This window comes from Yersinia sp. KBS0713 (assembly GCF_005937895.2).
Classification (GTDB): domain Bacteria; phylum Pseudomonadota; class Gammaproteobacteria; order Enterobacterales; family Enterobacteriaceae; genus Yersinia; species Yersinia bercovieri.
Window position 1 is genome coordinate 1,787,745 of record NZ_CP042173.1, and the last position, 21,667, is coordinate 1,809,411.

The following is a 21,667-nucleotide window of genomic DNA, read 5'->3' on the forward strand; positions in this document are numbered from 1 at the left end:
GATAGGCACTTTTTATTTGAGCTGCTTCATAAAAGTGAATACCCATACAAAAATTGTTTGATCTAAAACAAGCATTCTCACTACTACAAATAATTTGCCGCAAAACCTCCTTAATATCGCCTTACCCCAGTGGGTGATATTGGCCATGGACTGTCTCTTGGCTGAGCATTTCTCATCCTATGTGGGCTTAAAAATAAAAATAACTATCTGGTGCGGGCAGTGATATCGCCCGGGATGGAAAAATACACTGGGGTACATATTGTGAGCAAATTGATAAGAGAGATGTCAGTAGGGATATTGGCTCTTTTGGCAATAGGGGGCGTGTTTTCTCTGTCGGCTGCCCCCACACCGCCGATTGAGGCCCGCAACGATAAATTCGCTGAGCAGCATGTAGATCAGTTCACCTCATGGCTAAAAACCAAAGAGAGTGGGCCGCGTGAAGATGCACTGGCGGATGATCCTAATTTGGTCATTCTCTGGGCGGGCTATCCCTTCGCGAAAGATTATAACAAACCCCGTGGGCACTATTATGCCGTGACCGATGTGCGGGAAACATTGCGCACCGCCGCGCCAAAAACCGCAGAAGATGGCCCACTACCGATGGCCTGTTGGAGTTGTAAGAGTCCGGATGTCGCCCGCTTGATCAATGAGCAGGGTGAAGAGGGCTACTTCAAGGGAACATGGGCCAGAGGCGGCCCAGAAGTGGTCAATCAGCTGGGGTGTGCCGATTGCCATGATACCGCCTCGGCCGATTTTGCCGCCGGCAAACCCGCATTGGTGCTCTCTCGCCCCTATACTGAACGCGCGCTGCAATCCATCAATCAGCCTTTCGCGCACGCCAGCCGTCTGGATCAACAATCCATGGTGTGCAGTCAATGCCACGTTGAGTATCACTTCGCGGGCAAAGATAAAACGGTAAAACTGCCATGGGATCAAGGCACCGATGTGGAGTCAATGGAGAGATATTATGATGAAATTGCGTTCTCTGATTGGGTTCATCCGCTGTCGAAAACCCCAATGCTCAAAGCGCAGCATCCTGAGTATGAAACCTGGCGTGCAGGGATCCATGGCAAGAATAATGTCAGCTGCATCGATTGCCATATGCCGAAAATCCAGAATGCGGCGGGCAAAGTGTACACCGATCATCAGATCCGCAATCCCTTCGATAGCTTTGAAAGCACCTGTGTTAACTGCCATACCCAAGACAAAAAAACCTTGCAAGATATTGTTGCTGAACGCAAAGCCAGCATTCAGGAACTGAAATTGAATGTTGAGAAGCAGCTGGTTCATGCCCATTACGAGGCGAAAGCCGCGTGGGATGCGGGGGCGACTGAGCAAGAGATGAAGCCTATTTTGCAAGATATCCGTCATGCCCAGTGGCGTTGGGATTATGCCATCGCCTCCCACGGCATTCATATGCATGCCCCGGATATTGGCCTGAAAGTGCTGGGCGGCGCGTTGAATAAAGCCGCCGATGCCCGCACTAAGCTGGCGCGTCTGCTGGCGACTAAAGGGATTAGCCACGAAATTGTGCTGCCGGATATCTCGACCAAACTCAATGCGCAAAAAGCACTGGGGATGGATATGGATAAGCTGAACCGGGAGAAGCAGGAGTTTCTGCAACAAGTGGTGCCAGCCTGGGATGATCAAGCCAGAAAAGCGGGCCGTTTGAGCCAGTAAGCGGCGTTCCGGTGGGCGAAACCCGCTCACCGGCTCTCTTCCAGGGACCAACTGACCCCAGTTTGGGGTCATAGCAAAGGTGGAATCACTATGCGCGTTTTACGTTCATTCTGTTCAGCAGCGCTGCTGGCCGTATTGACTCTGTGCACGCTGCCCACTCACGCCACGACACAGACCGCGCCGCCGAAAACAGCTGCCTCGCGTCATGTGGTGGAGCCGCAGCGGGATCCAGATGCAGCTTGTGTCCAATGCCATAAAGAGCAAAAAGATGAGTTGCACGGCAAACATGCGGGTGCAGTTAATCCGAATACCCAATTGGCGGTCACCTGTACCAACTGTCACGGCAAGGCGTCGGTATTGCATCGTAACGGCGTCAAAGATGTGATGCGTTTCAACAGTGAGATGTTGAATGCCGATAAGGCGATGTACAGCGTCACGCAGCAAAATAGTGTCTGTATGAGTTGCCATCAGCCGGAAAAATTACGCGAAGCTTTCTGGCCGCATGATGTGCATATGTTGAAGCTCTCTTGTGTCAGTTGTCATCAGTTGCACCCTAAAACTGATCCGATGCAGGGTCTGGATGATAAAGGGCGGGTCAAAATCTGTGTTGATTGCCACCGCCGCCAGCAGGAGCTGATTGCGAAGGAGAGGCCATGAATAGCCATCGTCGTCACTTTCTTATCAGTATGGGGGCGCTGATCTTTATCACCGGCTCCACCAGAGGTTCGCTGGCATTTAGCGGCACTATCGACGGCGTTCGCTACGGGATGCTACATGATGAGACTCGCTGTATCGGCTGTACCGCCTGTATGGATGCTTGCCGCGCAGTGAATCAGGTTCCGGCTGGGGTTTCGCGGCTCACTATCATTCGCAGCCAGCCCATCGGGGAGTTTCCGGCGGTGAAATATCAGTTTTATCGTCACTCCTGCCAACATTGTGATAAAGCCCCTTGCGTGGATGTTTGCCCGACCGGCGCATCCTATCGCGATAAGGCGACCGGCATTGTCGATGTCAATCCTGACCTCTGTGTCGGTTGCCAGTACTGCATCGCCGCGTGCCCCTACCGGGTGCGCTTTATTCATCCGGTCACAAAAACTGCGGACAAGTGCGATTTTTGCCGCAAGACCAATCTAAAGCAGGGGAAGCAGCCGGCCTGTGTGCTGTCATGCCCCACCAAAGCACTGGTATTTGGCAATCTGGACGACGCCAATAGTGAGCTGGTGAAGCTACTGCATCAGCGCACGGTGTATCGCGCCAAACTACATCTGGGGACACAGCCGAAGCTGTACCGTGTGCCTTTTCAGTATGGGGAGATTACCGGATGAGCCATAAACCGAATACGCCGTTTCACTTTGAGTCGTTAGTGTGGGATTGGCCGATAGCCATCTATCTGTTTTTGATTGGCGTCTCTGCGGGGATGGTGGTGGTGAGTCTGCTGGTTAAGCGGCGAGTGCTAAGGGAGGATGCGGCGCAGAGCGGGCTGCTCAAATCCACGGCAATTATTGCGCCACTGGCGGTTATCTTCGGCTTACTCATCTTAATCCTGCATCTCACGCGGCCATGGACCTTCTGGAAGCTGATGTTTTTCTACAGCACCAGTTCTGTGATGTCACTGGGGGTGATGCTCTTTCAGATCTACATGGTGGTGCTGTTGCTCTGGCTGGCGGTGATATTCCGCCACTGGCTAACCGCCCAGCTACAGCCCTATCCAAAACTGAGCTGGCTGGGCACGATACTCAATAAAATAGCGCCGATTGAGCGCCAGCTTGAGCCATTTATGCTGTTACTGGCCGTGGCTTTGGGGGCCTATACCGGTTTTCTATTGTCCGCGCTGAAGAGCTATCCGCTGCTGAATAACCCCGTGTTACCGGTGCTGTTCCTATTCTCAGGTCTCTCTTCGGGGATCGCGGCAATGGTGCTATGTGCGGTGACATTGTTTAATGAGCCGGTAGATAGCCCAGCACTGGCGTATCTCCATCGGCTGGAAAAACCGGTGGTCTGGCTGGAGCTTTTTCTGCTGCTGGCATTCTTTACCGGGCTATGGTTTGGCGGCGGTCAGAAAGCGGTGGCGGTGACGGTCGCATTAGGCGGCGGCTTCTGGGCCACTATGTTCTGGTTTGGGGTGATTGGTTGCGGCATGGTGCTGCCATTGATCTTAAACCGCTACTGCAGACCTAACCTGCGCCACCGGCTCTCTTTTTTGCTCACAGTATCGGGCCTGAGTCTGTTTGGCGTCTTCGTTTTACGTTTTTTCATTCTTTATGCTGGCCAGATGACGGTGGTGTGATGAGCGAGCGGATATGATTGGTGAATTAGGGCTGTTGTCACTGCTGGCGGCGGCGTCACTGGCGCTATTGCTCGGCTGTGTGCCCTTTATCGCGCTACAGGGGCGGCGGTTGCCACTGCTCTATTGGCTACCGTCGCTCAGTTATGGCGTGACACTCTTTATTTCACTGGCGCTGTTTTTACTGGGCGGCGGTTTTGTGACTGACGATTTCTCGCTGCTCTATGTGGCACAGCACGCGAATACTCAGCTGCCGCTGTTTTACAAAATTGCGGCCATCTGGGGTGGGCATGAAGGCTCTATGCTGTTCCTGCTCTTGGCATTGAGTCTCTGGAGTGCCGCGCTGACCTTTTTTCGTCGCCATTTTCCGTTGCGTTTTTTTGCCCGCGCGCTTGGTGTGATGGGTTGGCTACTGCTGATTTTCACTCTATTTATCCTCTTTTTCTCCAATCCTTTTGAGCACTTATTCCCCACCCTGGCACAGGGGCGTGATTTAAATCCGATGCTGCAAGACTTGGCGCTGATCTTCCATCCTCCGCTGCTGTATCTGGGTTATAGCGGTTTTGCCATCAGTTTCGCTTTCGCCGTCGCGGCGCTGCTGGAGGGGCAAAGTGGTCAATCTATGGCGCGCTATAGCCGCCCGTGGGTATTGGCGGCCTGGAGCTTGCTGACCATCGGGATCTTGCTGGGCGCCTGGTGGGCGTACAGTGAATTGGGGTGGGGCGGCTGGTGGTTTTGGGACCCGGTTGAGAATGCGTCATTGCTGCCCTGGCTCACCGCAACCGCGCTACTGCATGTGCTGGCTATCAGCCAGCGGCGTGGCTTATATCCTCACTGGGGCACTCTGCTGGCGCTGGTCACCTTCCAGCTTTGCTTGCTCGGCACCTTTATCGTGCGCTCCGGCGTGTTGACCTCGGTACACGCTTTTGCCGTGGATACCGCCCGGGGCGAAGCTCTACTGCTGCTGTTTGGTGTCGTCACCTTAGCCTCACTGACGCTGTTTGCACTGCGGGTGAGGGGGGGCAGTCGCGCTGCTGATTTCAACCTGTTCTCGCGGGAAACCTTGCTGCTGGCGGCATTGGTACTGTTGAGTGTCGCGGCGGTGACGGTGTTGATTGGCACTTTATACCCCTTGATTTTCAGCTCGTTAGGCTTGGGATCTCTCTCTGTTGGCGCCCCCTATTTTAATCAGACGCTCACCCCCTTTGTGCTGTTACTGCTGCTGTTGATGGGATTAATGCCCTTTGCTCAGTGGCAGCGAAGCGCCAAAACTGCCCTCTGGCGGCTGGCGCTCCCCGCCTTACTCGCCATCTTTGCTGCATTACTCACGGCCGGGCTGGGCGCATCACCGTGGCAAGCCGGGATGGTGCCGGGTGTTACGCTTGCCCTGTGGGCCTTGCTGGCCCCCCTATTTGCACCAAAAATAGCGTGGCGTTCCTGGCTGCTACATGGCGGTGTTGCCGTCAGCTTACTGGGGATGCTGTTTGCGTCGTATCACTCGGTGGAGCTGGGTAGCCGAATGTCTCCCGGCCAGCAGATCACGTTGGCGGGCTATCAGTTTACCTATCAGCAAACCGAGCTGCGGGTTGGCCCGAACTACACCAGCGAACGGGCGCACATCCTGGTTAGCCAACAGGGGCAACCGATAACCACACTATTACCAGAACGGCGGCGCTATAGCGTGCGTGAGGTATTGATGATTGAACCGGCGATCGCCAGTGGCCCACTGGCCGATTTTTATGCCGTGTTGGGGGATAACCTGGGGGCCGGGGAGTATAGCGTGCGTTTGTATCATAAGCCGCTGGTGAGCTGGATCTGGGGCGGCGCGCTGATGATGGTATTGGGCGGATTGCTGGCACTTAGGCACCGAATTCAGCATTTCAATGACACGGCGGAGGATGAATGAGACAACGTTGGCCCTGGCTGATGGTTCCCTTGCTGGCTTTACTCTTAGGTGTGCTGCTTTACAGTGGCTTAAAGCGCGATCCCCATCGCATTGAATTAGCGGCAAAAGATCTGCCTTTTCCGGCGTTTTCACTCTCTGAATTGCAGCAGCCCACACAACTCATCACGCGGGATCAACTGCTGGGTAAGGTCACGGTGATTAATGTCTGGGCCAGTTGGTGCGCCAGCTGCAAGCAGGAGATGGCGGTGCTCGGGCAGATCGCCAGTAGCATGCCAGGGGTACAGTTCTATGGGCTGAATTACCGCGATGAGCGCCAGTCGGCATTGAATACCCTCCAGCGCTATGGCAACCCTTACCAAAAGAGCCTGTTTGACCCGCAGGGCACCTTAGCACTGGCGATGGGGGTCTATGGCACACCTGAGACCTGGCTAATTGATGCCAATGGGATTATTCGTCAGCGCTATGCAGGAGAAATGACAGCAGCAGTATGGCAGCAGCAATTTATGCCGCTATTGGCGCAATGGGCAAACGCGGAGAGATCATGAAAATCATTTTGCTGATGCTATCACTGCTCATCACCCCTTGGGTGTTAGCCGATCTGGTCGACACTTACACCTTTAGTTCGCCGCAACGTCAGCAACAGGCATTGGCGCTGGCAAAAGAGCTGCGCTGCCCACAGTGTCAAAATCAGAACTTATTGGAGTCGACATCGCCCATTGCGCAACAGTTGCGGTTAGAGGTCTACCGCCAGGTCGAAGCCGGGCATAGCTCGCAGCAGATAAAGACCTCAATGACCGAGCGCTATGGGGATTTTATTCTCTATCAGCCGCCGCTGCGCAGTACCACACTGCTGCTCTGGTTTGGGCCTGGAGTGCTACTGATAAGCTTGTTGGGCGGGTTGATATTCAAAATACGCAGGCGGGCCGTCTCATCGACAAGAGGGGAGCGCTGATGGTGCTGGCAATCGGACTGGCGGCACTGCTGCTGCTGATCCTCATCGCGATATGGGGGCCATGGTTCGCGCAATATGGCCGCATTAGCTGGCGCTGGCCGGTGAGTTTTACACTGCTGGTGCTGGCCCTGACTCTTTTAGGCTATCAACAACTGGGTGGCTATACCCTGGTGCAGCAGGAGGGGCTGCGACAGCAAGAGGCCAGACGATTAAATAATATGCTGGATAAGCAGAGCAGTGACCCCACGTTATATCGCTTACAACAGCGCATCCGCCAATCCCCTGATAATGGTGCTGGCTGGTTTAGTTTGGCTCAACACTATTTATATCGTAATGAGTTTGACGATGCGCTGATCGCGTTGCAGCAGGCGGAGCATCTACAGGGGGCTAATGCCGCACTGGATGCGGCTCGCGCCACCATCTTGTATTACCAGTCGGATAAAAACATGACCGCTGATGTGGCTTATTGGATACAGCAGTCATTGGCGAAAGATCCGTTGCAATACACGGCGCTAATGTTACAAGCATCTGATAAATATAGAAATTCAAATTATGCTGACGCCATCACTATTTGGCAGCGGCTGCTGGATAGCGATAATCCTGAGGTCGATCGTGCGGTGATTATTCAAGCGCTAACATTAGCTCGGATGCTGCAAAAGGCCGCTTAAAACCTGCGCCTGGCCTAAATTGTGGGCAAAAAAAACCCTTACCAATCTCATTTGGTAAGGGATGCCAATTCGGCCAACACCAGGGAAACATTATAACCGTTGATTTATCATACGATTAATTTCGGTTACGGACATGACTTAAGTCAAGTTTATCAAAATTACATAAATAAGTTTAATGTTTATATGCGTAAAAAGAGAATTTATCCATTGTAATAGGTGAGTATCAGCCAGGAGAGTGTGCTATTTGTTTGATTTTTAAACGATATGGCGAGGGTGTGATCTTTAGCACATCATGCAGCAACATTATGTTTGCACTTACAGTACTGGGCATTTTGTCAAATAAGGTTAATAAATCAGCTATTGTCACTGTGTGATGGGGGGGTAGCGCAGGTTAGAGATTACAGCCATCTGAATGTAAAGACATCCAGATGGCGGGGTAAAACGGTACTATTGGACTTAAAAAGTCCCCTGGTATTGGCGAAATTATATTCTTTTCAGACTAACTTTCTTGGCATCTGTGCGCTAAGATATTAGTTCAATTATATTCAAAGCTAATTGTTTAAAGCAAAAACAGTTTAATTAACATGGGGCTATAATAATAGCTAACCTTAGGTCTAGCTTGCAAAACTATCCTTTAGTCTAGGTTTTTTATTTTTATCAGGCGGACTCGCCCCATTTAAGGAATATCTGCAACCCTATTTATACACTGATTTCTATTGAAAACAATGTGATAAAATTGTATTGTTGCGCAATGTATATAGTGAGTTTGGTTTGTTATGATAATTGATTATTTTGATAATGAAAGCATTAATGAAGACATAAAGAACTATATTCAAAGAAGAATAAAAGCTTATGGTGATCTTCGTTACTCTTATCTGGTCATGAATAAGAAAACACCATTGCACCCGGCTATTATTTCTAACTATCCATTGGATTGGATAAAGGAATATAAGAAGAATAGTTATCACCTTATCGATCCTGTTATTTTGACGGCAAAAGATAAAGTTGCCCCCTTTGCTTGGGACGACAATTCAGTTATCAATAAAAAATCAACTGATTCAGCGGTGTTTAATTTAGCGAGAGAGTATAATATTATTAATGGTTATACCTTTGTTCTGCATGATAATAACCATAATATGGCAACACTGAATATTTCCAATGGAAATGATGATAGTATTTATTTTGATGAAAGTATCGAAATAAATAAAGAAAAAATCCAAATGTTGCTGATTTTGACCCATGATAAAATGCTGGGGCTGTATCAAAAAAATAATAATGAAAACAAAGAGCTAGGAAGATCTGTTGCTGAAAGGGAGATATTCTCTCCACGAGAAAACGAGATTCTATATTGGGCTAGTGTCGGTAAAACCTATTCAGAAATCGCTATCATTCTGGGAATAAAAAGAAGTACGGTTAAATTCCACATCGGCAATGTAGTTAGAAAGCTAGGTGTTTTGAATGCCAAGCACGCAATTAGACTTGGCATCGAGTTAAAGTTAATCAAGCCTATTTAATGATATCAGGTACAGCTAATGGCCAGCTTTTCAGGATATCAGGCTCGACTTGATGTTTTCTGGATATTTTATTTATGAGTTTTTGTTGGCTATCAATATCAACACCCAGACTTAGAAGGTAAATAATTTCGTTCTTCTCTGATTCACCTTGATTTAATACAGTAATATTCCATCCAGAACGCTTCAGCAAGATATACATGCCTCGGCTTACAACGGTCAATATACCTTTATATCCACGACTTCTGGCATAATTAACCATCGCCAAAAACAGTATCGTGCTAAGTGAACTGTCATTACCGACCATATCTCGGACTAATGCTTTTTCAACAAAAAAACGGCTAGACTCGATAAAACCATCAATAGGTAAGTCAACATCGCTAAAGTAAGGCGAGAATGGCCCCGCAATCATCGTCGGGTATTTCATTTCAATAAATCGGACACTACATACAATCGTATCCTCTATTGTGCCTAATATATAATTGGTATTCTCATCATCATATTGATCACTTTCTCTGCCATCAATACAGGTTACTTTCCAATCTAACCGATCTTTAAAAGTTATTTTTCTCAGTGTGAAGATCTCGTCTAACTTTCTTTCAGGCATACTGTTAAAGTTTACGTTAAATAGTTTTAACATAATGAAAACCAAAGTTATTTAATTAAACCAGCATCGTACACGATCTTTGTTGGTCAGTGCAAACATTGAACGAGATTAGCTACTGTATGAATAACCAATTAATGTCATATTCACGGTACAATAATTCTACCAATCAGAAGGCTGCATACAATTCATTTTCAGTCAGTATGTTCTATTAGTGCGAAACCTCGGGGCAATTGAGCTGTTTTTAAGCGAAAAGTGACATCAGGCAAGACTTTTCGGCAGGGAATAGTTATAACGAAACATTATTCCATTTTTTTTGTTCGAAAAGGATGTTCGCGTGGACCGCAGTTCTCCGCTTTTTACCAATAAAAAATTTGTTTTCCTCGTGGCGAGCTTCTGTTGCCTCCTTTGGGGGAGTGCATATCCCGCGATAAAAAATGGCTATGTGCTGTTTCATATTGCGCCTGATGATATTCCGAGCAAGATGGTATTTGCCGGTTATCGCTTTTTGTTGGCAGGATTGGTATTGCTGATGGTGGCGATGGCTAGCGGTAAGGCCATCGGCCGCCTCCAAAAGAGACAATATAGGCAGATAGTTATTCTGGGGCTAACACAGACCACACTACAGTATATCTTTTTCTATATTGGCCTGGCCTACACCACCGGGGTAAAAGGCTCCATCATGAATGCGACCGGGACATTTTTCAGTGTGCTGTTGGCGCACTACATTTATCAAAATGACCGGTTAACCTTCAATAAAGTTATTGGCTGCGCATTGGGTTTTGCTGGGGTAATGGTGGTGAACTTTGGTTCAGATTTAATGGATTTCCATTTTTCACTCATCGGTGAGGGATCGGTGGTGCTGGCTGCTTTCATTCTTTCCGCTGCCACTATTTATGGGAAGCGTATTTCGCAGACCATGGATACCACGATAATGACGGGCTATCAGCTGGCTATCGGCGGCTTGGTACTGACGGTCGGGGGCTATCTGTTTGGCGGTAATCTGGCTGACTTTGGCTGGCGCGCTTTGTTATTACTGGGGTATCTGGTGCTGTTGTCGTCAGCAGCGTTTGCGCTGTGGAGCTTATTACTGAAATATAATCGGGTGGGGATGGTAGCCCCATTTAATTTCCTCATCCCGGTATCTGGCGCTGTTCTCTCCGCCATCTTCCTCAATGAGAGTATTTTAGAATGGAAGTACGCCGTTGCACTGCTCTTGGTCTGTGTGGGGATCGTTTTGGTGAATAGAATTAAGCAGAGCAGAGTCTAGCGGCTATTACGATGGAGGTGAGTGCTAACCGGAATTTTATGAAAATAATTTCGGTTAGCATGGCTCAGTAGCTAGCAAAAATAATCAGGCTTTATCGGTAACGATTTTCACCCCAACCCGGATGACGCGATCAGACTCCATTTCGGCAATGGTCCAGGTCAGACCATCCCACTCAATCTGATCGCCGATAACCGGTTCGCCACCAAACAGATAGAGGACGAATTGACCCAACGTTTGTTGCTTGTCGATACCCGGTTCCAGATTGAGGCCATAGATCTGCGAAATATCGTCGAGTTTTGCATCGGCATCCAAAATAAAATCACCAAAGAAACGCTCATCTAACTGGATACTTGGGGACTGACTAAAGAGTTTCCCCAGTGCAGGTAAGTGATGTTCCTGACCAATGACGCACAGGATATCGCCCTCTTTTAGGCGGGTACTGCCGGTGGGGTGCAATAGATCTTTGCCACGGAACAGGGCGGCAATACGGGTTCCATGGGGCATCTCTAAATCGCGCAAGGCGGCACCGATACACCATTTGTCACAACTGAGCTGATAAATAAACTGTTCCCACTGATTATTCTTATCAATATCTAAGCCAATACGTGCCACGGGTGCCAGTGCGGGCGGCACCACCAATTTCGTTTTGCGTGCGGCAAATGAGAGACTGGTGCCTTGTAACAGTAGTGATACCAGCACCACAAAAAAGGCGACATTGAAGAATAAATTCGCATTGGGGATGCCCGCCATCATCGGGAATACCGCCAAAATAACCGGCACGGCACCGCGTAAACCCACCCATGAAATAAAGATCCGCTCGCGCAGATTAAAGCTTGGGAAGGGCAACAAGCCGATGAACACTGAGAGCGGACGGGCAAACAGAATCATCCACAATGAGAGGATCAAGGCTGGAATGGCAATCGGCAACAATTCGCTCGGGTTGAGCAGCAAGCCCAATACCAGAAACATACCAATCTGACTGAGCCATGCCAGCCCATCGAAGGTTTGCAATATGCCCGCGCGGTTGCGGATGGGGCGGTTACCGAGCAGCAGGCCGCAGAGATAGACCGCTAAGATACCGCTTCCGTTCATCGCGGTGGCAAGTGAGAAGACTAAAATCCCACCACTGACCGCCAGTAGTGGATACAGGCCATTCGCCAGCTCGATGCGGTTGATGAGCAGCAACAGTAATCCGCCCCCCCCCAGCCCGATCATAATTCCCAGGCCGAACTGCTGAATCAAGTGCACCAGGAACATCCAGCTCAGGCTGCTCTCGCCCGCTGAAATCATCGCAATCAAGGTGACGGTCAAAAATACCGCCATCGGGTCATTGCTGCCGGATTCAATCTCGAGTGTGGCACTGACACGCTCGTTGAGTCCTTTGCCGCCTAACAGTGAGAAAACCGCCGCCGCATCAGTCGAACCGATAATTGCGCCAATTAATAACCCTTGAATGATATCCAAATCGAATAACCAGGCGGCAGCCAAACCGGTTAGCCCGGCGGTAATTATCACGCCGACAGTGGCGAGAGAGAGAGCCGGCCAGAGGGCGACGCGGAAGGATGATGCACGGGTGCGCATACCGCCATCCAGCAGGATCACGGCTAATGCCAGGTTACTGACCAGATAGGCTGCGGGGTAGTTATCAAAGGCAATACCGCCAATCCCGTCGGTGCCAGCCAACATCCCAATAGCTAAAAAGATAACCAAAATAGGGATACCTAATCGCGATGAGAATGAGCTGAGTAAAATACTGGCTCCCACCAGCACCGCGCCGATCAAAAAGAGGCTATTAATAGTGATGGCGTCCAAAGTGGGAGTTCTCCTGATGTAATACGCAAACGAATGGGTGGCGAGTGAATGTTAATGAAAAATTATTATACACAGATTTTTCGGTTTCGATGGGAAGATATGACCTAATTCAATATGTTAAATCGCATTCCCCTGCGTCCTTGACGCCGCAGCGGTGTTGGCTGCACTCATGCGCCCGAATCACTTACCTGAGTAAGCTCATCGGGACTTATTCGCTTGCCGCCTTGCTGCAACGGCAATGACTTTGGGGATCTCCTGGGTTGACGCCGCAGCGGTGTTGGCGGTCACATAATAGTTTGGGGATCGAAAGATAGGGCGCATACAGAGGGGGGGGGGGGATTAAGGATCGCTCACCTTTAATCGCCCGACGGGGAATCAAGGGTGAGCGTTGGATGATAAAACTAGTCGCGTTTGAGTGTTGCCAGTACCCTTTTCAGCGCCTCAGTGGTCAGCGTTTTTTCTGGCTCAGGCAGACTATCGACAGAAAGTTGTGAAAGCTCATTGACCAAAACACTGCGATCTTTTCCAGTGATTGCACTGTCCAGTGCGCCGCTAAGACGACTCACCAGAGCGAGCAGGGTCGCAAACTCGGCAACTGCTGGCGTATCTGAGGTGGGATTACTCTCAATAGATTCTTGCTTATTCATCACAATTCCTCTTTTTGTTGTCACTGCAAGTGAAACAAATCCTGATAAGGAATCTACAGGATACTTGCTCTGAAAGCAGAGCGCACAGTGAGGCATTAGCCATCCCGCATCTACATGATGGTTGATCAGTGTAGCGGGTTTATCACAGTAGCGATATTCGGATATTAATATCGCTTAGCAATAACCTTATTCGTTTGAATAATAATTTGATTACGCTTTTTGCTGCGGCTTTCTGCCAGAAAACAAGAATTTAAGCACAGGAATGCGGCGATGAACCTCATACAGTGAAAATGAGATCAGGCAAACAAATACCATGCCTAAGAGAAATCCGAAGCCATTATTGTCAATCTGTGGCGTAATAAATGCGCCATAAATCAAGGTCAATGGGTGATGCACCAGATAAATGAAGAGTGATGCGTTCACCAGATAGGTGATGTGAGGGGAGGGGGAATTTAATAGCTTATACCCGAGAGAGTAGATCACATTGGTCATGGTCACCCCCATCAATGCTTTGATGATAAGATCCAATTCAAAGACAAAAAATTCAGCACTATTAGCATGTTGGTTCACAACGTAAGCAGCGAATAGTATTAATGAGGCCAACATCGCAGTGGGTGAAAACCGAAGAAATAGTTGTTTGAGTGGCGCATAGATAAAGCTGTAGGCACCAAGAAGAAAGAAAGGAAGATAAAACAGTGTCTCCATAACGGCGAAATTGAGGATGCTATTAAAGAGTATTTCAGGGTTAAGAAGATATATTACTCTGCGTATTACAGAATAAACTAATACAAATAGAAACACATATAGTGAGACTTTTCCTATGTTATTCATTCTCTTTATCAATATTGGGACTGTCGGTAGGCTATTCTTTATTCTTTTAAACAGATAAAAACAGATAATTGTCAGTAGAGCGAGTGTTAACAGAAACCACAAGTGCGAAACCAGCTCCCAAATAGCAATATTTATTTTTTGATAAATTGTAAATAAATTCCAATCTTGTAATTTGCTGGTGTAATTTTTGAGAAGGAAAAATTGTGGCAGCGTAATTAGCACCATGGCCGCCAGTAAAGGGATAACCACCCGCTCAAGGCGGACCTGTAGCCAGTGCTGGCGCTCATAGCGCTGATATAGCATGAACGAAAAATAGCCGGAAATAATAAAAAACACCTGCATACGAAAGGCGTGAATGAAGTCATTTAGCAGAGTAAATACCAGTGAGGGGTGGCTGCTGTTTACCGCCCAATGATGACTGGAGTATATAAGAGAAAGATGAAAAGGAATGCCGAGTAACATCAAATAGGCGCGAATAGCGTCTAGAAAGTACTCCCGCTGGTTAGTGTTTTTTTTCATACTTATTCGCAAGTTGTTATCGAAAATAGAATAACGTGTCGGTTTTTGACCAGCATATTTTTTATAGTAAGCACATCGCTGATAACGTTATACGTTATTAATGGATCAGTACGGCGAGAAACACTACTATAAGGGTTAATAATTTTCCATCGCGTATTTTAGCATGGCTCGTGGCTTAGCCACTGGTTTGCACAATAAGCTGGCAGTATAACTCCGGACATCACCGCTACCTGAGCTTATCTGCCTGACCTGTTGGATAAATCGTCAATAATTTGGCTGTTATGATTTAGGGGGAGATGTGCGAGTTAATATTTTTTCAAACGTGAATAAAATGTCAAAAGGGTCACGGCCAAACAGTGCCGGATGGTTAGGGCTGACTCTTTTGTTGTCGCTATTGGCCTCTCCGGCAATGGCTTTTTCGCTAGATGATGTGGCAAAACAGGCGCAGGCACTGGCGGGGAGAAGCTTCGAAGCACCGAAAAGTAACCTGCCATCGCAATTTCGCGAAATGAAATTTGCCGACTATCAGCAGATTCAGTTTAACCATGATAAGTCCTATTGGAGCAAACTGGATACGCCATTTAAGTTAGAGTTTTATCATCAGGGCATGTATTTCGACACGCCGGTGCAGATTAATGAAGTCACCGCGACCAGTGTTAAACCTATCAATTACAGCCCCGATTATTTCAACTTCGGTTCGGTGAAGCACGATCCTGATTCAGTTAAAAATCTCGGCTTTGCCGGTTTCAAAGTCCTTTATCCGATTAATAAAGCGGATAAAAAAGATGAAATCGTCAGTATGCTCGGTGCCAGCTATTTTCGCGTGATTGGTAAAGGTCAGGTTTATGGTCTTTCGGCGCGCGGGTTGGCGATTGATACCGCCCTGGCTTCCGGTGAGGAGTTCCCGCGCTTTCGTGAGTTCTGGATTGAGCGACCAAAACCCAATGATAAACATCTGGTTATCTATGCGTTGCTAGACTCCCCGCGTGCCACCGGCGCTTATAAGTTTGTTATCTATCCGGGCCGCGATACCACTATTGATGTGCAGGCCAAAGTTTTCCTGCGCGATAAAGTGGAGAAATTGGGCATTGCACCATTAACCAGTATGTTCCTGTTTGGCCCAAGCCAGCCGTCGGCGGTGTTGAATTATCGTCCGGCATTACATGATTCCAACGGCCTTTCTATTCATGCAGGTAATGGTGAATGGATTTGGCGGCCACTGAATAATCCAAAACATCTGTCGGTCAGCACCTATACGATTGAAAATCCGAAAGGGTTTGGCCTGCTGCAACGTGGCCGCGAATTCTCACAATATGAGGATTTAGATGACCGCTACGATCTGCGTCCAAGTGCCTGGGTTGAACCACGTGGCGATTGGGGCAAAGGTAAAATCGAGCTGGTGGAGATCCCAACGGCCGATGAAACCAACGATAATATCGTGGCGTTCTGGTCACCTGATCTGTTGCCGGATGCGAAAAAATCACTCGATCTCAACTATCGCCTGCACTTCACCCGCGATGAGGATAAGTTACATTCAGCTGATGTGGCCTATGTTAAACAGACTCTGCGCTCAACCGGTGATGTGAAGCAGTCGAATTTGATTCGTCAACCCGACGGCAGTGTGGCGTTCCTGATTGATTTTGTCGGCCCGTCGCTGAAAGCGCTGGATGAGAGTACGCCGTTGGCTTCGCAAGTCAGTATTGATGATAACGGTGAACTGATCGAGAACAGTGTGCGCTACAACCCGGTCACCAAAGGCTGGCGTTTGACACTGCGGCTGAAAGTTAAGGACGCTAAAAAGCCAATAGAGATGCGCGCGGCGCTGGCTAACGGTGATAAAACTCTGACTGAAACCTGGAGCTATCAGCTACCTGCCAATGAATAAGTCAACTCAATCTCCTGTACAGGACTATATCGCGGAGTTGCCCCTGACGGCGCAGCAACAAGAGGCACTGCGTGATGCTCTCCCAACAGATGTGCTACTCGATAGCACGCCTGATGCCATGTTGCGTTTGCATCAACAATTGGCGGCCAGCACCGCTGAAAGTGCCACTTTTAGTGCACAGGAGGGTGCATTGGCGTCAGTCAATGCCCGTCTGCAAGCCGCATGGCCGGACGCCGTAAAGGGCGATAATGTGTTGGGGCAAGACAGTGAAGGGCGCACGGTTATCCATGCCACGCCCCCCATCAAGCGCACCAGCATGGCACCGCAGGCCTGGCGAACCAATCCGGTCGGGCGTTTTTGGGATTCAATGTTGGGCCGCAATCCGGTGTCACGTGAGCAAACAGATGAGCAGGCCGCGGCGGAGAAAAAGTGGCGCAGTGTCGGCTCTCTGCGGCGCTATATATTGCTGATATTGATTGTGCTGCAAACTGCCATTGCTACCAGCTATATGAAGACCATCCTGCCTTATCAAGGCTGGGCGCTACTCGATCCTTTCGAGATCTGGCAGCAGAACTGGCAAGTTTCCGTGTTGCAACTGCTGCCCTATTTACTGCAAACCGGCATCCTGATCCTGTTTGCCATTCTGTTCTGCTGGGTGTCTGCGGGTTTCTGGACCGCGCTGATGGGCTTTTTGCAACTACTGATTGGCAAAGACAAATACAGCATCTCCTCCACCATCAAAGGGGATGAGGCGCTCAATCCGGCCCACCGGACGGCGCTGATTATGCCAATCTGTAATGAGGACGTGGCGCGGGTGTTTGCTGGTTTGCGCGCCACTTACGAGTCCGTCGCGGCGACCGGTCAGCTTGAGCACTTCGATATCTATGTGCTGAGTGACAGCTATGATCCCGATATCTGTGTCGCGGAGCAGAAAGCCTGGCTGGAGCTGTGCCGTGATGTTGAGGGCCATGGCCGCATCTTCTATCGCCGCCGTCGCCGCCGGGTGAAACGCAAAAGCGGCAATATTGATGATTTTTGCCGTCGTTGGGGCAGCCAGTACAGCTATATGGTGATTCTGGATGCCGATAGCGTGATGAGCGGTGAGTGCTTGACCGGGCTGGTGCGGTTGATGGAGGCCAATCCGAATGCCGGCATCATTCAGTCTGCGCCGAAAGCTTCCGGTATGGATACCCTCTACGCGCGCATTCAGCAGTTTGCGACGCGGGTTTATGGCCCCCTGTTCACCGCCGGTTTGCACTACTGGCAGTTGGGCGAATCCCATTACTGGGGCCATAACGCCATTATCAGGGTGAAACCTTTTATCGAGCACTGTGCTCTGGCCCCGCTGCCGGGGGAGGGGTCGTTCGCCGGCTCCATCCTGTCCCATGACTTTGTGGAGGCTGCATTAATGCGCCGCGCCGGCTGGGGGGTGTGGATAGCTTATGATCTGCCGGGCAGTTATGAAGAGTTGCCGCCTAACTTGCTGGATGAGCTAAAACGTGACCGCCGCTGGTGTCACGGTAACCTGATGAACTTCCGCCTGTTCTTGGTGAAGGGGATGCATCCGGTTCACCGCGCGGTGTTCCTCACCGGGGTGATGTCCTATCTCTCTGCGCCGCTGTGGTTTATGTTTTTGGTGCTCTGTACCGCGCTACAAGCGGTGCATACCCTGATGGAGCCGCAGTACTTCCTGCAACCGCGTCAGCTGTTCCCGGTCTGGCCGCAGTGGCGACCAGAGTTAGCCATTGGGCTGTTCTCCACCACCCTGGTGTTGCTGTTCCTGCCGAAGCTACTCAGCATCATTCTGATCTGGGCCAAAGGGGCGAAAGAGTATGGCGGGGCGATTCGGCTGCTGCTGTCGATGCTGGCGGAGATGCTGTTCTCGGTACTGCTGGCCCCAGTGCGGATGCTATTCCACACCGTATTTGTGGTCAGCGCCTTCCTCGGCTGGTCAGTGCAATGGAACTCGCCGCAGCGCGATGATGATGCCACGCCGTGGAGTGAAGCCATGGTGCGCCACGGCCCGCAACTGCTGCTGGGCTTGGTGTGGGCCGGCGGTGTTGCCTGGTTGGATCTGCGCTTCCTGTGGTGGCTATCGCCCATCGTCTTCTCGCTGATCCTCTCTCCGGTGGTTTCGGTGCTCTCCAGTCGCCGGACTCTGGGGCTGGCCAGTAAGCGCGCTAAATTGTTCCTGATCCCGGAGGAGTGCCATCCGCCGCAGGAGCTGCTGGCGACGGAAACCTATCTGAAGCTGAACCATCAACGGGCGCTGAGTCATGGCTTCCTGGCCGCGGTAATGGACCCATCCTATAACGCCCTCGCCAGTGCCATGGCCACCGCCCGTCACCAGCGCCGTGCAATTATCGAGCAGGTTCGCGCCGAGCGTGTGGCACAGGCACTGGTTGCCGGGCCGGATAAATTGGCTAAAAATCAGTGTTTAGTGCTGCTCAGTGATCCGGTATTGATCTCAGATCTGCACCAGAAAATCTGGCAGCAGCCGGAGCAGTATCAAGTCTGGAGCGGCTATTATCGCCAACGGGCGCATAATCAGCAGGCACTCCCCGCCGCGAAGTAACGGCAACAGAGTGATTGTCATGTGGACTAAAAACGGGCATACATTGGTATTGCCCGTTTTTTTGTTCTGCGAAGCTAAAAGAGTGATTACGTGAATCTCATCGTTAAACTGATACAACGCCCCAATATCATCCTCCGCACGCTCTTACTGGGGCTGGGGATTATCCTGCTGTCAGGGTGTGGCAGCATCATTAGCCGCATCGTGCCGGGGCAGGGCCATGGACACCAGTACTATCCCGGCGTGCAGTGGGATATGCGGGAGGGGGCGTGGAAATACATCACGGTGATTGACGTGCCGCTGTCAATGATTGTTGATACATTTATGCTGCCAATTGATGCCCAGCATGGGCCATATGAGTAGTGTCAGGTGCCGAGTTTAGGCACTGATTAGGTGATAAAAAGATGCCAGCAGAATCAATTAAATCGTCCGAAACTCATTCACCAGTGTTGCCGCCAACCTCAGTGATGCGGGTCGCCAGACCCACTGATAATCTTGATGCCATCAGTGAGATGTACTGCCGTGGTTTGGGCTTCAGTGAACTGGGTCGTTTTGCTGACCATCAGGGATTTGATGGTGTGATCCTCGGTCATCCACACCACGCTTATCATTTAGAGTTTACTCACCACCGTGGTGTTCAGGTGGGGCGAGCGCCAACACAAGATAATTTGTTGGTTTTTTATCTGCCGGACGAAGTGCTGTGGGGCCATCAGTGCCAGCAAATGCTCAGCGCCGGGTTTCGCGCGGTGGCGTCTTATAACCCTTATTGGGATGTTAGCGGCAAAACCTTCGAAGATAGCGATGGTTATCGGGTGGTATTGCAGCAACGGGCATGGGGGCAGTAAACCCGCCAATCAGGCGGGTTATTATCAATACAGAACACCATCACTATCAGGCGGCTTGCTGCCCTTGGGTGTTATTCATCATCCGACGAATCGGCACGATAAGCAGAATCAACACCGCGGCACAGATAACCAGGGCAATTGAGCAGCGGGCAAACAGAGTCGGCAGCATATCAAGCTGGTCAGCTTTAACATGACCGCCAATCAGACCCGCCGCCAGGTTACCCAGCGAGCTGGCGCAGAACCACAACCCCATCACCTGACCACGCATTCTGTCTGGTGCCAGTAAGGTCATGGTCGCCAGGCCAATCGGGCTGAGGCACAACTCGCCAAGGGTCAGCAGCAGGATACTCATCACTAGCCACAGCGGGGAAACCCCCTCGCCACCACTGTTAAGCACATGCTGCGCCGCATACATCATCACCGCGAAGCCGGCGGCGGCACATAAAATCCCAATAACGAATTTAGTGATGCTGCTTGGCTGGATCTTTCTCTTCGCCAGTGCCGGCCAGGCCCAACTGAATATCGGGGCTAAAATGATAATAAACAAGGCATTAATGGACTGGAACCAGACGGTTGGGATCTCAAAACCCATCAAATTACGATTGGTATAGTCATTGGCGAACAGGTTAAATGAGGTCGGTTTCTGTTCAAATGCTGACCAGAAGAAGGCGGCTGAAACCAGCAGAATAAAGCACACTAGCAGGCGGGCGCGATCTTTGCGGCTCAACTTGGCGAAGGCGAACAGATAGACGAAATAGAGTGTCACCGAGGCGGCAATAATATAGGCCAGCAAGCTGGCAACCAGCACCGGATTAATGGGGATAATCCCCTGTGAAATCAGGGTAATGATGGCCATAACTAACAGCAGAATAGCCGTAACCCACTTGCCCACCCCCTGGCGCTTATTGGTGGGTCTATTCCAGCTCGAATCTAAGCCGACTTCGGCATCATAGCGTTTCATTGATGGGATGGCGAAGTAACGGAAGATCAGTAATGCTACCAGCATCCCAATCCCGCCAATACCAAAGCCCCAATGCCAGCCGTGGGTCTTCAGCAGCCAGCCAGAGAGCAGCGGCGCAATAAATGACCCCATATTGATGCCCATATAGAACAGTGAGAAACCGCCGTCGCGGCGAGCATCACCGGGCTTATACAGTGTCCCTACCATTACCGAGATACAGGTCTTGAACAGGCCGGTGCCGAGCACGATAAACACTAAACCGATAAAGAACAGGTCATTGCCGAAGAAGGCGGATAGCGCGATCGACAGGTGGCCCAGTGCAATCAGAATCGAGCCATACCAGACTGCGCGTTGCTGGCCAAGCCAGTTATCCGCCAGCCAGCCGCCGGGCAGAGCTGCCAGATACATACTACCGGCAAAGATCCCAACGATAGCCGAGGCTTGCTCGCGCGGCAGCCCCATACCGCCGTCAAAAACCGTGGCGGCCATAAACAGAATTAACAGTGGGCGGATGCCGTAGAACGAAAAGCGCTCCCACATTTCGGAAAGAAACAGTCCGCTCAGCGGATAAGGGTGGCCAAAGAACGTGCGGCCACCTTCAGATTTAACAGAGGTTTGCATAAGGTCTTCCCATAAGAATTTAACGCAGTGATCACGTTATATTTTTGTTTTCACGCTGGGTTATATCGTATTTTTAGATGAAAAGTCGACACTCATAAC

General features: G+C 50.1%; 19 protein-coding genes. 14 read left to right on the forward strand and 5 right to left on the reverse strand.

Annotation, left to right across the window (positions count from 1 at the left end; genetic code table 11):
* Positions 1-282: 282 nt before the first annotated feature.
* The 9 genes from nrfA (at position 283) to FFE93_RS08425 (ending at position 9,004) form a co-directional block, all read left to right on the forward strand.
* Positions 283-1,680, forward strand: a complete 1,398-nt coding sequence (nrfA, locus tag FFE93_RS08385; RefSeq protein ID WP_049602390.1) for an ammonia-forming nitrite reductase cytochrome c552 subunit — start codon at positions 283-285, stop codon at positions 1,678-1,680.
* A 90-nt stretch (positions 1,681-1,770) separates the two neighbouring features.
* Positions 1,771-2,337: a cytochrome c nitrite reductase pentaheme subunit gene (nrfB, locus tag FFE93_RS08390; protein ID WP_138775027.1), complete on the forward strand. Its 567-nt coding sequence runs from the start codon at positions 1,771-1,773 to the stop codon at positions 2,335-2,337.
* Positions 2,334-3,005 carry a cytochrome c nitrite reductase Fe-S protein gene (nrfC, locus tag FFE93_RS08395; RefSeq protein WP_032898990.1) on the forward strand — a complete coding sequence of 224 codons (672 nt, stop codon included), beginning with the start codon at positions 2,334-2,336 and terminating at the stop codon, positions 3,003-3,005. Before nrfB ends, nrfC begins: the two co-directional genes overlap by 4 nt.
* Positions 3,002-3,967, forward strand: coding sequence for a cytochrome c nitrite reductase subunit NrfD (gene nrfD, locus FFE93_RS08400; RefSeq protein WP_138775028.1), 966 nt, complete (start codon positions 3,002-3,004; stop codon positions 3,965-3,967). Before nrfC ends, nrfD begins: the two co-directional genes overlap by 4 nt.
* A gap of 13 nt (positions 3,968-3,980) precedes the next feature.
* Positions 3,981-5,870, forward strand: a complete 1,890-nt coding sequence (locus FFE93_RS08405; protein ID WP_005279233.1) for a heme lyase CcmF/NrfE family subunit — start codon at positions 3,981-3,983, stop codon at positions 5,868-5,870.
* Positions 5,867-6,415 carry a DsbE family thiol:disulfide interchange protein gene (locus FFE93_RS08410; protein WP_032898992.1) on the forward strand — a complete coding sequence of 183 codons (549 nt, stop codon included), beginning with the start codon at positions 5,867-5,869 and terminating at the stop codon, positions 6,413-6,415. The genes FFE93_RS08405 and FFE93_RS08410 overlap by 4 nt, the downstream gene beginning before the upstream one ends.
* Positions 6,412-6,822, forward strand: coding sequence for a heme lyase NrfEFG subunit NrfF (gene nrfF, locus FFE93_RS08415; protein ID WP_138775029.1), 411 nt, complete (start codon positions 6,412-6,414; stop codon positions 6,820-6,822). Before FFE93_RS08410 ends, nrfF begins: the two co-directional genes overlap by 4 nt.
* A complete protein-coding gene (locus tag FFE93_RS08420; RefSeq protein WP_049602394.1) occupies positions 6,822-7,490 on the forward strand; it encodes a cytochrome C heme lyase in 669 nt (222 codons plus the stop codon). Before nrfF ends, FFE93_RS08420 begins: the two co-directional genes overlap by 1 nt.
* Positions 7,491-8,266: 776 nt before the next feature.
* Positions 8,267-9,004, forward strand: a complete 738-nt coding sequence (locus tag FFE93_RS08425) for a helix-turn-helix transcriptional regulator (RefSeq protein ID WP_138775030.1) — start codon at positions 8,267-8,269, stop codon at positions 9,002-9,004.
* Here the strand turns inward: FFE93_RS08425 and FFE93_RS08430 are convergent.
* Positions 8,997-9,641: an acyl-homoserine-lactone synthase gene (locus FFE93_RS08430; protein WP_032898994.1), complete on the reverse strand. Its 645-nt coding sequence runs from the start codon at positions 9,639-9,641 to the stop codon at positions 8,997-8,999. The genes FFE93_RS08425 and FFE93_RS08430 overlap by 8 nt on opposite strands.
* Before the next feature lie 301 nt (positions 9,642-9,942).
* Here FFE93_RS08430 and FFE93_RS08435 point away from each other — a divergent pair, with 301 nt between their 5' ends.
* Positions 9,943-10,875: a DMT family transporter gene (locus tag FFE93_RS08435; RefSeq protein WP_032898995.1), complete on the forward strand. Its 933-nt coding sequence runs from the start codon at positions 9,943-9,945 to the stop codon at positions 10,873-10,875.
* A gap of 84 nt (positions 10,876-10,959) precedes the next feature.
* Here FFE93_RS08435 and FFE93_RS08440 read toward each other — a convergent pair whose 3' ends face one another.
* The 3 genes from FFE93_RS08440 to mdoC form a co-directional block, all read right to left on the reverse strand.
* The gene (locus tag FFE93_RS08440) at positions 10,960-12,687 is read right to left on the reverse strand and encodes a potassium/proton antiporter (RefSeq protein ID WP_005279243.1); all 1,728 of its coding nucleotides are present in this window, start codon (positions 12,685-12,687) and stop codon (positions 10,960-10,962) included.
* A gap of 401 nt (positions 12,688-13,088) precedes the next feature.
* Positions 13,089-13,334: a hypothetical protein gene (locus FFE93_RS08445; protein ID WP_005272965.1), complete on the reverse strand. Its 246-nt coding sequence runs from the start codon at positions 13,332-13,334 to the stop codon at positions 13,089-13,091.
* A 210-nt stretch (positions 13,335-13,544) separates the two neighbouring features.
* The gene (gene mdoC, locus FFE93_RS08450) at positions 13,545-14,684 is read right to left on the reverse strand and encodes a glucans biosynthesis protein MdoC (protein ID WP_054871956.1); all 1,140 of its coding nucleotides are present in this window, start codon (positions 14,682-14,684) and stop codon (positions 13,545-13,547) included.
* 331 nt (positions 14,685-15,015) lie between these two features.
* Here mdoC and FFE93_RS08455 point away from each other — a divergent pair, with 331 nt between their 5' ends.
* The 4 genes from FFE93_RS08455 (at position 15,016) to FFE93_RS08470 (ending at position 19,986) form a co-directional block, all read left to right on the forward strand.
* Positions 15,016-16,569: a glucan biosynthesis protein G gene (locus FFE93_RS08455; RefSeq protein WP_049602507.1), complete on the forward strand. Its 1,554-nt coding sequence runs from the start codon at positions 15,016-15,018 to the stop codon at positions 16,567-16,569.
* Positions 16,562-19,144 carry a glucans biosynthesis glucosyltransferase MdoH gene (mdoH, locus tag FFE93_RS08460; RefSeq protein WP_138775031.1) on the forward strand — a complete coding sequence of 861 codons (2,583 nt, stop codon included), beginning with the start codon at positions 16,562-16,564 and terminating at the stop codon, positions 19,142-19,144. Before FFE93_RS08455 ends, mdoH begins: the two co-directional genes overlap by 8 nt.
* A gap of 90 nt (positions 19,145-19,234) precedes the next feature.
* Positions 19,235-19,504 carry a YceK/YidQ family lipoprotein gene (locus FFE93_RS08465; RefSeq protein WP_005272976.1) on the forward strand — a complete coding sequence of 90 codons (270 nt, stop codon included), beginning with the start codon at positions 19,235-19,237 and terminating at the stop codon, positions 19,502-19,504.
* 41 nt (positions 19,505-19,545) lie between these two features.
* On the forward strand, positions 19,546-19,986 hold the full coding sequence (locus FFE93_RS08470) for a VOC family protein (protein WP_057646869.1): 441 nt from the start codon (positions 19,546-19,548) through the stop codon (positions 19,984-19,986).
* Positions 19,987-20,032: 46 nt separating this feature from the next.
* Here the strand turns inward: FFE93_RS08470 and FFE93_RS08475 are convergent, their stop codons facing one another.
* Positions 20,033-21,568: a peptide MFS transporter gene (locus FFE93_RS08475; RefSeq protein ID WP_005272981.1), complete on the reverse strand. Its 1,536-nt coding sequence runs from the start codon at positions 21,566-21,568 to the stop codon at positions 20,033-20,035.
* Between the last annotated feature and the right edge of the window lie 99 nt (positions 21,569-21,667).